8 protein-coding genes and 1 pseudogene are annotated in these 11,936 nt (G+C 72.5%); 7 read left to right on the top strand and 2 right to left on the bottom strand.

The window, feature by feature from the left end:
* Nucleotides 1-2,143: tetratricopeptide repeat protein (locus ACFWPQ_RS14325; protein ID WP_384033192.1), on the bottom strand; the 2,143-nt coding region annotated here is incomplete at its 3' end.
* Nucleotides 2,144-2,502: 359 nt separating this feature from the next.
* Here ACFWPQ_RS14325 and ACFWPQ_RS14320 point away from each other — a divergent pair.
* Together ACFWPQ_RS14320 and ACFWPQ_RS14315 are read left to right on the top strand one after the other, a co-directional pair.
* Nucleotides 2,503-2,937, top strand: coding sequence for a GNAT family N-acetyltransferase (locus ACFWPQ_RS14320; protein ID WP_384033189.1), 435 nt, complete (start codon nucleotides 2,503-2,505; stop codon nucleotides 2,935-2,937).
* Nucleotides 2,934-3,692 carry an SDR family oxidoreductase gene (locus ACFWPQ_RS14315; RefSeq protein WP_384033187.1) on the top strand — a complete coding sequence of 253 codons (759 nt, stop codon included), beginning with the start codon at nucleotides 2,934-2,936 and terminating at the stop codon, nucleotides 3,690-3,692. The genes ACFWPQ_RS14320 and ACFWPQ_RS14315 overlap by 4 nt, the downstream gene beginning before the upstream one ends.
* 187 nt (nucleotides 3,693-3,879) lie before the next feature.
* On the opposite strand, the gene ACFWPQ_RS14310 is transcribed toward ACFWPQ_RS14315, so the two are convergent.
* On the bottom strand, nucleotides 3,880-6,144 hold the full coding sequence (locus ACFWPQ_RS14310; RefSeq protein ID WP_384033184.1) for a hypothetical protein: 2,265 nt from the start codon (nucleotides 6,142-6,144) through the stop codon (nucleotides 3,880-3,882).
* Nucleotides 6,145-6,473: 329 nt separating this feature from the next.
* Between ACFWPQ_RS14310 and ACFWPQ_RS14305 the strand changes: the two genes are divergently transcribed.
* From ACFWPQ_RS14305 to ACFWPQ_RS14285, 5 genes and pseudogenes are all read left to right on the top strand, one after another.
* Nucleotides 6,474-7,460 (top strand): NAD-dependent epimerase/dehydratase family protein, encoded by a 987-nt coding sequence (locus ACFWPQ_RS14305; protein ID WP_384033181.1) that lies wholly within the window; start codon nucleotides 6,474-6,476, stop codon nucleotides 7,458-7,460.
* Between the two features lie 229 nt (nucleotides 7,461-7,689).
* A pseudogene (locus tag ACFWPQ_RS14300) lies at nucleotides 7,690-7,818 on the top strand (site-specific integrase); the annotation flags it as partial.
* Between the two features lie 514 nt (nucleotides 7,819-8,332).
* Complete coding sequence (locus ACFWPQ_RS14295; protein WP_384033179.1) at nucleotides 8,333-8,857, top strand: PadR family transcriptional regulator; 525 nt, start codon at nucleotides 8,333-8,335, stop codon at nucleotides 8,855-8,857.
* Complete coding sequence (locus ACFWPQ_RS14290) at nucleotides 8,854-9,540, top strand: ABC transporter ATP-binding protein (RefSeq protein WP_384033176.1); 687 nt, start codon at nucleotides 8,854-8,856, stop codon at nucleotides 9,538-9,540. The genes ACFWPQ_RS14295 and ACFWPQ_RS14290 overlap by 4 nt, the downstream gene beginning before the upstream one ends.
* Entirely contained in the window at nucleotides 9,537-11,789 is a 2,253-nt protein-coding gene (locus tag ACFWPQ_RS14285) for an FtsX-like permease family protein (protein ID WP_384033172.1), read from the top strand. The genes ACFWPQ_RS14290 and ACFWPQ_RS14285 overlap by 4 nt, the downstream gene beginning before the upstream one ends.
* Nucleotides 11,790-11,936: the final 147 nt, after the last annotated feature.

Below are 11,936 nucleotides of genomic sequence, written 5' to 3'. Positions count from 1 at the left end.
AGGCGAGGCTGTGCCGGGTGGTGAGGGTGTCGGGGTGGTCGGGTCCCAGGACCCGCAGCCGGTCCTCCAGCAGGTCGGCGAACGCGGCGGCGGCCCCCGCCGCGTCTCCCGCCTCCCCCCGCCAGGAGGTGAGGTTGTGCCGGGCGGTGAGGGTGTTGGGGTGGTCGGGTCCCAGGACCCGCAGCCGATCGTCCAGCAGCTCGGCGAACGCGGCGGCGGCGCCGGCGGTATCCCCTGCCTCCCCCCGCCAGTGGGCAAGGTTGCTCCGGGTGGTGAGGGTGTCGCGGTGGTCGGGCCCCAGGACCCGCAGGGAGTCGTCCAACAGCCCGGCGAACGCCTCGGCGGCGCCGGCGGTGTCCCCTGCCTCCCCCCGCCAGTGGGCGAGATCGCTCCGGGCGATGAGGGTGTCGCGGTGGTCGGGTCCCAGGACCCGCAGCCGGTCCTCCAGCAGGTCGGCGAACGCGGCGGCGGCCCCCGCCGCGTCTCCCGCCTCCCCCCGCCAACGGGCGAGGCTGTGCCGGGTGATGAGGGTGCCGCGGTGGTCGGGTCCCAGGACCCGCAGCCGGTCCTCCAGCAGGTCGGCGAACGCGGCGGCGGCACCCTCCGGGTCCCCCGCCACCCCCCGCCAGTGGCCGAGACTGTTCCGGGTGGACAGGGTGTCGGGGTGGTCGGGACCGAGCCGGGAGGTTGTGGTGCGGGTGAGGTGGTGGAAGTAGTCGCGGGCGGCGGTGACCTGGCCCGCCTCACCGAGGCTGCCGCCGACCCGGAACAGCACGTCGTGCGCCACAGGGAGAAGGAGCGTGTTCTCGGCGTGCGCGGTCAGGGCGGTCGAGTTGGCGCGCAGGGCCTGGGCGAGCGCGGTGTCGTTCTCGATGCCGGGCCACGCGGCGAGCAGGGCGTCGGCCGCGGTACGGGCGATCTGATCGTGTTGACCGGGGGTGAGGGTGTCGCGGACGGCGCGCTGGACGAGCTGATGGACCCGGACCGCCTGATGCGGGGTGGCGGGGGTGTGGTCGATCAGGCTGAGTCTGTACAGCGCCCGCAACGCACGCCGCACCTCGGCAGGGGTGACCTGGGCGCGGCCCGTGGCCGTGGCGAGGTGGGTGAGAGCGGGGCGGCTGGTGAGGACGGTGTCGGGGATGCCGTTGGGGTCGAGGAACGCGGCGAGCTGCAGCAGCGGCCGGGCCAGCCCGGCAGGCATGAGGCTGTCGGCGCGCTCGATGGACACCGCCCACGCGGCGGCCGCGGTGTGGGTCTGCCCGTCAGGCAGGGCATCGGGACCGGTGTCGGCCAGTTTCGTGGCGCGGTCGGCGAGCACGTCGCGGTAGCCGGCACAGTCCATGCCGGCGTCGATGAGATAGGCGGCGGCCTGGGACAGCGCCAGCGGCAGATACCCGAGTTCGGCGGCGAGAGCAACGAGCTGCCCGGCGGGCTCGGTGCGGTCCCGGGCGGCCAGTGCGGCGGTGAGGTAGTCCACGGACTCGGCCTCGGTGAACAACCCCACCTCGATCAGACGCCTGCCCTCGTTGGTGAGCGCGGCGTCCTTGCGGCGGGTGGTGACCAGGGTCCGCCCGTGCGGACTGGCCGGCGGCCACAGCCCGTTCAGGTCGGCAGGGTCGGCGACATCGTCCAGCACCACCAGCCACCGCCACGACCGCTCCCGCGGCCCGGGCTCCAGACAGGCCAGAAACGCCTGCGCCGCCATTTCGGGTTCAGCACCCAGGATCTCCATGCCCGCCTGCGCATACCCCGACGCGGCTTCGGTTGCGTTACCGGCAGTGATCCACACCAGCACGTCCACCTCACCCGCCTGCCAGGCGGAACGTGCGTAGTCGGCGGCCAGCTGGGTCTTGCCGACCCCGCCCATCCCGGCCAGCACCCCACCCGCCGGCACCCCACCCGCCGGCACCCCACCCGCAGAGCTGACGACCGTGGTCCCACCTGCGGCCAGCGTCGCCACCAGCCGGGCAGCCTCGGCCCGGTCCTGGAAACAACCCGCCCGCGGCGGGATCACCCCGACCAGATGCGGCAAGGTGACCGGAACCCGGGATGTCCCGTAGTAGTTGTTCTGAGTGCCCTTGCCCAGCACAGGACCGTAGATCTCGCTGCCCCGGAAATCGACGTGATCACGGTCACCCGTCACAGCAGCCCCCTCCCCGCGCACATGACATAGCGACCATATCGGCGCGCCACTACCCGCAGCGGCCACTCACACCGGGTACCACTGCTGGCGTTCCTCGAAGCGGCGTGGCCGGCTTCCGCTCCGCGAACGGCGATCAACTCCCCTGGCGTGCAGGGTAATCTCCGGGGGATGCATGTGTGCGCACCCGTTGGTCCGGCGGGGAGCCGCGCTCGGCTCGACATGACCCTCCGGCTGCACGAACGCTGCCGGGGCCTGCGCGGCCGCGGTACGACGCCCTCACCCACGCAGTCGGGGATGCAGCCGGCCGGGGTATGCCCCCTGTCCGCGGACCGGGCCGCGGTGACGGCGGACGGGCCGGCATGACGACCGTCCGCGACGCCACACCCTCGGACGCCGATGACATCTACCGTCTGTTGAGCGGTTTCGTGACGAGCTGCCGACCCGACCGAGCGGTCTTCGACGACGCCACGTTCCCCCGGATCATCGAGGCCGCCGCGGACGGCAGCGCCGAGTTCCTGGTCGCCGAGCGGGACTCGCGCGTGGTCGGGTACCTGCTCGCGGTGCGCGTGCCCACCCTGTTCGCCGGCGGAACGATCCTCGAACTGCTCGAACTCACGGTGGCCGAGCCCATGCGCGGCCGCGGTACGGGTTCCGCGCTGATCCGGGCCGCACAGGCAAGGGCCCGGGAGGCGAAGGACGTCGAGGTGACCGTGCCGACCCGCAGAGCGGCCGACTTCTATCGCGCTCTCGGGTTCCACGAGACCGCCGTTCATCTCACATGGTCCACTGCATGATCGGGAAACCGCCGAGGAATCGGCCGGGCGGGACGGGGGTCGAGACCTTGCGGATCCAGGGGGCAACGGCACTGGTGACCGGCGCGAACCGGGGGCTCGGACAGGTGATGGCCCGGCTGCTCCTGCAACGCGGCGCCCACCGTGTCTACGGCGGGGCCCGCGACCCGCGGTCGGTCCGTGAGCCCGGCGTGATCCCGGTCCGCCTCGACGTCACCGATCCCGCCCAGGTGGCCGCGGCGGCCGAGACGTGTTCCGACGTGACCTTGCTGGTCAACAACGCCGGCGTCCTCACCGACAGCCCCTTGCTGGCCGCGCCCGACCCGGAGGCCGCCCGCACGGAGATGGAGGTCAACTACTTCGGCACGCTCGCCATGTGCCGTGCCTTCGCCCCGCTGCTCATAAGCAGCCCGCCCGGCGCCATCGTCAACGTGCTGTCCATCGCGAGCTGGTTCACCAACCCCGCGATGGGCTCCTACAGCGCCTCCAAGGCCGCCGCCTGGGCCCTGACCAACGGGATCCGCGGCGAACTCCACGACACCGGCGTCCTCGTCGTCGGCGTGCACTGCGGATACATCGACACGGACATGGCCGCCCACGTCACCGGTCCCAAGAACACCCCGGAAGCGATCGCCGAGCAGGCCTTCGCCGCCGTCGAAGCGGGCGTGACGGAAGTCCTCGCCGACGAACGCACCCGACAGGCCAAGGCAGCCCTGGGGCTCACTCCCGGCACAACAGCCCCCGCCCGGCGCCTGTAACAACCCCTCGCAGGGTGCGGAAGAGCCGGTCCGCGGACGAGCCGAGCACCGGTGGGGAATCTCGGAGATCCTCATCACCGCAGCCCACGGCAGTTCGCACGCGATGGGCCCCCGTCACGTTCGAGATCACCATCCGCGAAACACCCGACCACCCCCACCACCAGGGCAGGCCGCACAGCCCAGGTCCCTACGAACTCAAGGCATTGCCAGTCAGTGTCCCCAGGACCTTCCGGGCCTCGGCGCGGAAGCGTTCGTCGTCGAGGATGATCTGGTCCTGGAGGCCGGCGCCCACGATGCGCCGGTCGCCGTCCGCGAGGTCGCGGATCACGTCGAGCCGAGCGTCGGTGAAGGCCGTCGGGCCGAGCGCGACGCAGGCTCTCAGCACAGCCGAGGCGGAGCGCGCATACGAGCCCGGTCGGGCCGCTGCCAGGACACGGTCGGCCAGGGTGGTCCGGGCGAACCCGGCGAGTGTGCCGGCCTCGGGACAGACGCTGGTCAGTGCGAGTACGAGGGCAGGGGAGAGTTCCGGATCGTCCAGCAGCGGCAGGAGGTCGGGGACGAGCGGCTCGGCTGTGGGACCGAGCAGGCAGGCGACTTCGGCGGCGCGTTTCACCGTCTCCTGGCCCCATGCCTGGGAGGCCCAGGCGAGGCCCTCCCGGATCACCGGGAGCACCGCCCGCTCATCTCCGGTCAGTTCCCAGACCAGCGCTGCGGCCCCGAGCGCTGCCCTGATCGCCGGCACGGTCTCGCGCGACTGCGGCGGTTCCGCCAGCAGTGTGTGCAGCAGCGGCAGCAAGGGACGAGCGGCCTCCCCGAGCGAGGCGGCCACAGTGAGGGTGTGGTCCAAGCCGTTGCCTCGCTCGGCCAGCAGTTCGGAGAGTACGGAGATCAGGGGGTCGGCGTCGCCGGTCAGGGAGTGGAGTGCGCTTGCCGCCGCCTGACGCGTGGCCGGTGGTCCCTGTCGGGCCTGGGCTCGTAGCGCCTCGACCACGTGTGCGTCGGTCCGGGGATCGGCCACGGCGGCCAGGGCGCGGCTGACCGGGAGCGGATGGCGCGGCAGCGCGGCGAGCAGCTCCGGCAGGGCCGCCCTGGCCGGCCTGCCCCAGGCGGCCAACAGCCCGCTCAGATACACCGGTTCGTTGGTCGCGGCCAGTCCGCCGTCGAAGACCGATCTGCGCTCGCGGGACGGTTCGGCGGCGAGCCGGGCGCGTAGCGCGTCGAGCAGCTCGGGATCGTAGGGCAGGGGCGTCCGGTCCTCGCCGGGCGTGTGGGCACGACCCGGCGTCCGGGTCTCACCGGTCGTGAGGCGGTACGCGGCCATCAGCGCGTGGGGCCGCTCGGGCAGGTGGCGGGCGAGCAGCCCGGTCGCCTCCGGGGCTCCCAGGCACACCAGCGCGGCGAGGGCCTCGTCGGCCGATTCGCCAGTGGCCCGCGCGATGGCAAGCAGGGCCGGGACCGCCTCCGGGGCCGGCTGACACCAGGTACGCAGCAGCGGGATCACGCCGGCCGCGGTGGCCGGATCGTCGAGCAGCGGGAGCACTGCGGGCAGCAGCCGTGCCGGGGCGGTCCGTGAGCGGCGGGCGAGGGACTCGGCGGTCCACCGCGCCTCGGTGGTGGCGGCCTGCGCGTGCTCGCTCCCCTGAAGCCGCAGTGCCACGGCCCGCCCGAGCGCGGAGCCGACCACGTCGATGGCGGTGTCGGTCTCACCGCGTGTGTGCAGAGCTTCGACGATCGCGTCCAGCGGCTCCCGCTCCCACAGGGCGCCGAAACCGTGCCGCTCCAACGGGACCAATGCCGTGACGCACTTGGTCGTCTCCATGTCCCACGGCAGGCCGCAGTCGGCAGTGACCAGCAGCGCCGCAACCTGAACCGGCGCCGGCTCGTTCCCGGCGAGCACCGCGGAGCACAGCTCCTCGGCCGCGTCGGGATCCAGGAGCGCACAGGCCGTCAGCACGTCCGCGCGCACCGCCGGATCGCTCTCCGCCGCCCAGCGGGCCCGCAGCGCCGCACGCGCGTCGGGACCGGCCGCCGACCGGCACTGGGCCACCGCCCACACCGTCGTCCGCCGCACCTCGCGATCGTCGTCCGCGAGCAGCGGCAGGAGCGGCCCCAGTTGTGCCGCAACGGCACCGCGGGCCGCGCCGGGCACCGGCAGATCGTGCTCGTCGACGCTCCCGGCGATCACACCGAGCATGCCCACCAAGGCGCTTCGGCGCACGCCTTCGGCGACGAGTCGCGCCAGGAAGGGCACCGCGGGCGCGGTCGCCGTGTAGACCGTGCCCTGGTGGACGATGCTGCTCCACAACTCCTGCTCCGCCTCCGCGGCGGTCTTCTCCACCGGGGACGCGAGATCCCGCAGCAGCGCCGGGACGTCCTCCGCGGAGCCGTAGGCATGGCAGAGCCGCGACCAGTCCACTCGGTCGAGGTCGGCGAAGACGAGGCGGAGATCCATGTCGCGGATCATGCCAGCCGGTACTGACAACGATCCGCACCGCCCACCTCGGCAGCGCGACCACGGCCGGGCGCCGGGCGGGATGCGCTCACCGGGAGCCACTGGGGCAGCGGGCCGGCGGTCCGGCGGTCTACAGGTGAAGGCGTCGCCTTTCAACGCCCGTATCGACGACACCCTGCCAGTAGTCCAACGCGACTTCGCGATCGGGTGTGTGGATGCCTCGGCGGGTCGACGCCAGTGCCCGAGGGATGAGGCGGAACCAGCGGCCGGCCATCTGCTGTCAGCGAATCCGCCTGGCCGGGCGGTGATCCCGGTGCTTGTGTGTCGGTATGGAGATCCTGGTTCTGGGCGGAACGGCATGGGTGGGTCGGGAGCTGTCGAGGCTGGCGGTCGAACGCGGCCATCGGGTGACCTGCCTCGCGCGTGGCGAGAGCGGCGAAGTCGCGGACGGAGCGACACTGGTCGCCGCCGACCGGCGCGACCCGTCGGCGTACCAGCCGCTGCTCGACCGCGTGTGGGACGCGGTCGTCGAGGTGTCATGGCAGCCGGGCTTCGTTCGTGGAGCGCTCGACGTGCTGGGCGGCAAGGCCGGGCACTGGGTGTATGTCTCGTCCGGCAACGCCTACGCCTCCCACGCCACGCCGGGGGCGGACGAGTCCGCGGCACTGCTCGCCCCGACCGACCGGAGCGAGGTCGACCGCGAGTTGTACGGCGAGGCGAAGGTCGCCTGCGAACAGGCGTCGACGGCCGCTGTGGGCGACCGCCTCCTCATCGCACGGGCCGGGCTCATCGGCGGGCCGGGCGATCACAGCGGGCGCTCCGGCTACTGGGCCGCCCGCGCCGCACGCGATCCGCGCGGGCCGATGCTGGTCCCCGACACACCGGCCCTGCCCACCCAGGTGGTCGACGTGCGGGACCTCACCTCCTGGCTGCTCCACTGTGCGGAGGCGGGAACCACCGGCACGTACGACGCCGTCGGTCCGGTCGTTCCGTTCGAAGAGTGGATCGAGCTGTCCCGCGCCGCCGGCGGCCACACCGGTCCGGTGGTCACCGCCGAGTCGGCGTGGTTGCTCGCCAACGGCGTGGCCCAGTACATGGGGCCCGAATCGCTGGCGATGTGGCTGGCCGAGCCGGGCTGGGAGGGGTGGTCGGCCCGGGACGGGTCCGCGGCGCGCGCCGCGGGGCTGCGTCACCGGCCCACGGCGCAGATGCTGGCCGACACGCTGCGCTGGGAACGCGAGCAGGGGCTGGACCGGGAAAGGCGTGCAGGCCTCAGCGCGCAGCGCGAGCGCGAGTTGCTCGATGCCCTCGGCTGACGGCGGTGGACCGGTCTCGCACACCCCAGCGTCTGCACCGGCGCCCCCGTTCCGACGTGCCGATCTCGTGGTGGGCCCGGCCGAGCACCGGTACCGCCACTGCATGACCACCGGGGGTCGTGTGGACTCCTGAAGACCGTGCGGTGGCCACAGGCCGTAGCGCGGACCGTGCCCACCGGCGAGCGATGTCCGGCCAGGGCGGGGCCCGAATCGCCGGCCGGTTCGCACCAAGACGCTCTCCCGGTATCTCGGGGACTCGGACCCGGGATTCACGCTGCGGACGTACACGCGTCTACTGCCGTCGAGCGAGTCCCGCACCCGCAAGGCGATCGACGACGCCCTCGCGGAAACGGATCCCTGGCCGCCTGACGGCCCCTCCCCGGCACCAAAAAGGGCGAGGCCCGAAGACCCCGCCCGAAACCACCGAAACCCCAGGTCAGGGCCACACCAAGCAGTACGGCTGATGCCCCGCCTCATGCAGCCGATGCGAGAAGTCCTGCCACTCGTGCAGCGATTGGGGGCGGGAGGGTGCTGATCTGCGGGTTCGCAAGGAAATGTGCGTTGACCTGGGGAAACTCCTCTCGGTAGTTCTCACAGGTCAACGCCGTTTCCCAGGCTCATGTGCCCTGGATGTGCCCTACGAGGACCACGCGGGGTCTTTCACAACACCCGACTCGCGTTCGCCACGCGCGCGAGCCGTCAACCGGGAGCCGGGAGCCGGCCAAAGCTCTGAACCAGCGCCCCTGACAGTCGACTCAGGGCGACACGCTGGTCGCCGGTGACAGGCCGGCAACCGGATGCGAGGTCCCACGACCAGAACGCACTCTCAGCAGATATACACTCGGAGTATATCTCTGGTGTATGGTCCTCGCATGAGTGTTCCTCTCACCCTGTTGGGGCTGTTGGAGCGGGAGCCGAGCCACGGCTACGACCTCAAGCGCGACTACGACGCCTTCTTCAACCGCGGCAAGCCGCTGCCGTACGGGCAGGTCTACACAACGCTTGGCCGGTTGGCGCGGGACGGGAAGGTCATGGCCGGGGAGGCTGAGCCCGGCGTCGGCCCGGAGCGCAAGCGCTACGTGATCACCGAGGCGGGGGCGACGGAGTTCGAGACCTGGCTCACCGAGCCGGTGGCACCCGAGCCCAATTTGCAGACCGTGCTGTTCACCAAGGTTGTGCTGGCCCTGATGCTCGGCCGCGACGCCCAGCAGTACCTGGACACCCAGCGGGCCGCCCACCTGCAGCGTATGCACGAGCTGACGAAGCTGCGCCGCACCGGTCCGATCATCGACGTCCTACTCGCCGACCACGGCCTGTTCCACCTGGAGGCCGACCTACGGTGGATCGAGCTGACCACGGCCCGGATGGATACGCTGGCAGCGGCGGTGCGCGCATGAGCACCCTGATCGAGGCCCGCGACCTCACTCTCTCCTTCGGCGAGACCCCCGCCCTGCGCGGCGCCAGCCTGGCCATCGAGGCCGGCGAGGTGTTCGCCGTGATGGGCCCGAGCGGCTCGGGCAAGTCCACTCTGCTGCACTGCCTGGCCGGCATCCTCACCCCCGACTCGGGCGAGGTGCACTTCGACGGACGCCGCATCGACATCCTGAACGAGGCCGAGCGCAGCGCCCTGCGCCGCGACACCTTCGGCTTCGTCTTCCAGTTCGGCCAGCTCGTACCCGAGTTGACCGCCGAGGAGAACGTCGCCCTACCGCTGTTGTTCTCCGGCGTGCGCCGGGCGGCCGCGCTCGCCGAGGCCCGGCCCTGGTTCGCCCGGCTGGGCCTGGACGGCCTGGAGCGGCGCCGTTCCGGGGAGTTGTCGGGAGGTCAGGCGCAGCGGGTGGCGCTGGCCCGCGGTCTGGTGGCCCGGCCCAAGGTGCTGTTCGCCGACGAGCCGACCGGGGCGCTGGACTCGCTGACCGGCGAGCAGGTGATGGACCTGATGGTGGATGCGGCCCACGAGGAGGGCACCACCATCGTCCTGGTGACCCACGAGCCCCGGGTCGCCGCGCACGCCGACCGGGAGGCCATCGTGCGGGACGGCAAGGCCAGCCTGCTCACGACCGGACGGATCGCCTCGTGATCGCCTTCGCCTTCCGCCTCGCGGTCAGCGGCGGCCGGGAGGCCCTCGCCCGGCTGGCCATGATCACCGCCGCGGTCGCCATCGGCGTCGGGCTGCTGCTGTCGACCTTCGCCAGCATGAACGCCGTCGAGCGGACGAACCAGCGGCAGGTCTGGCTCGACACCGGCGCCGCGAGCCGTACCGAGCAGGCGTCGGCGGACCCGCTGTGGTGGTGGCCGCACGGCGACTACTACGACGGCAAGTCCCTCACCGAGGTCGACGTCGCCGCGACCGGCCCGAACTCGCCCGTCCCGCCCGGCCTCACGCACCTGCCCGCGCCGGGCGAGTACTACGCCTCCCCCGCGCTGGCCCAGCTGATCCGCGACACCCCGGCCGACCAGCTGGGCGACCGCTTCCCCGGGCGGCTCACCGGCACGATCGGCGACGCCGCTCTAGCCTCCCCGGACTCGCTGATCGCCGTCATCGGCCGTACCCCCGCCCAGATCGAGGGCGCACCAGGGGCGAGGGCGGTCACCACCATCGCCAGCACCCGGCCACCCACCTGCGACAACGAGTGCTGGGACAACGCCGTGCGCGGCGACGCGCTGACGCTCATCTCCTCCGTGGTGGCCGGGGCACTGATCTTCCCGGTGCTGATCTTCATCGCCACCGCCACCCGTCTGTCCGCCGCCACGCGCGAACAGCGGTACGCGGCGATGCGGTTGGTCGGCGCCACTCCCCGGCAGGTGTCGCTGCTATCGGCGGTGGAGTCCGCCCTGGCGGCGGCCGCCGGGACGGTGCTCGGCTTCGGGCTCTACGCCGCGCTGCGCCCGCTGGTCGCCACCATCCCGCTCACCGGGCAGCAGCGGTTCTTCCTTTCGGACCTGACGCTCAGCGCCCCGCAGGCCCTCGGCGTCGTCGGCGTCGTGCCGGTGGCGGCGGCGATCGCGGCGCGCCTCGCACTGCGCCGGGTCACTATCTCCCCGCTCGGCGTGACCCGCAGGGTGACCCCGCGCCCGCCGCGCGCCTGGCGGCTGATCCCACTGCTGGCGGGCCTGGCCGAACTGGCGTACTTCGTCTTCGTCGGCCGCCGCCCGGCGACCGGGAACGGCCAGACGGCGGCCTACCTCCCCGGCTTCCTGGTGGTGATGCTGGGCCTGGTGATTGCCGGGCCGTGGCTGACCATGATCGTCGCCCGGGCGGTGGCCAGGCGCACCCGCCGCCCGGCCGCCCTGATCGCGGTGCGGCGGCTTGCCGACGACCCGAAGGCCGGCTTCCGCGCGGTCAGCGGCCTCGTCCTGGCCCTGTTCGTGACCACCGCGACGGTCAGCATCATCGGTACCATCAACGACTACCGCGGCACGCTGGGCGGCGACCGGCAGACCCGGACGGTGGTGGAGGCCGGCAGCGACGGCCAGGCGCCGCTGGCCGGGGCCGTCCCGGACCGGCTGCTGACCGAGGTGCGTGCGATCCCGGGCGTGCGGGGCGCGGCCGTCGTCCACGCCAACCCCGACGGCATCGGCAAGGTGGTGCGTCGGAGAGTCCACCCGGGCGATCCACCCCCGGCCGCGCCGGCCCTGGTGACCTGCTCCGACCTGGCGCAGACTCCCATGGTGGGCCGCTGCCCGGCCGGCGCGAGCGTCACGGCCGTCGACTTCTACGCGTTCGTCAGCCTGCAGTCGCACCCGAGCCTGCCGTGGCCCGCCGCCGCGATCAGCACCGCAGCCGTCGCCAAGCTGCCCGTACAACTGCTCTACGTGGCCACCGACGGGTCGACAGCCGCCATGGAACGCGTACGGACCCTGCTCACCACCGCCTACCCGCACCAACAGGCCCAAACCGTGGGCGACTGGGGCACCGACTTGCAGCAGGAGCTGGCCGGTTGGCGGCAACTGGCCGACGTGGTGCTGCTGACCACCCTGCCGATCGCAGGGTGCAGCCTGGCGGTGAGCGTGGTCGCGGGCCTGTCGGATCGCCGACGGCCGTTCGCGCTGCTGCGGCTCACCGGCGCGCCGCTGCGGTTGCTGCAGCGGGTGATCGGCCTGGAGAGCGCATTGCCGCTGCTTGCAGTGGCCGCGATCTCGATCGGTACGGCCTTCGCCGCCTCGGCCTTGTTCCTGAAATCGCAGATGCACTACGACCTGGTGCCGCCGGGCGTGGCGTATTACGCGCTCGTCGCTCTCGGCCTCGTTGCCTCGCTGGGCATCATCGCCTCGACTCTCCCCCTGCTCAAACGCATCACCGGCCCAGAGGCCGCCCGCAACGGCTGACACGCCAACTCCCCGCTACGGTCCCGGACATCGTTCTCATCGGTGTCCGGGGCTGATGGAGCCCTTCGCAATACGACAGCGGTTGTCTCTGAATCCACAGCCAGGAGCCTTGACGATGTACATCCCTTCGGACCATCCGTCTCCGTG

The sequence above is a fragment of the Streptomyces sp. NPDC058464 genome (genome assembly GCF_042721035.1).
Taxonomy (GTDB): Bacteria; Actinomycetota; Actinomycetes; order Streptomycetales; family Streptomycetaceae; genus Streptomyces.
This window is presented reverse-complemented; position numbering and strand designations above follow the sequence as displayed.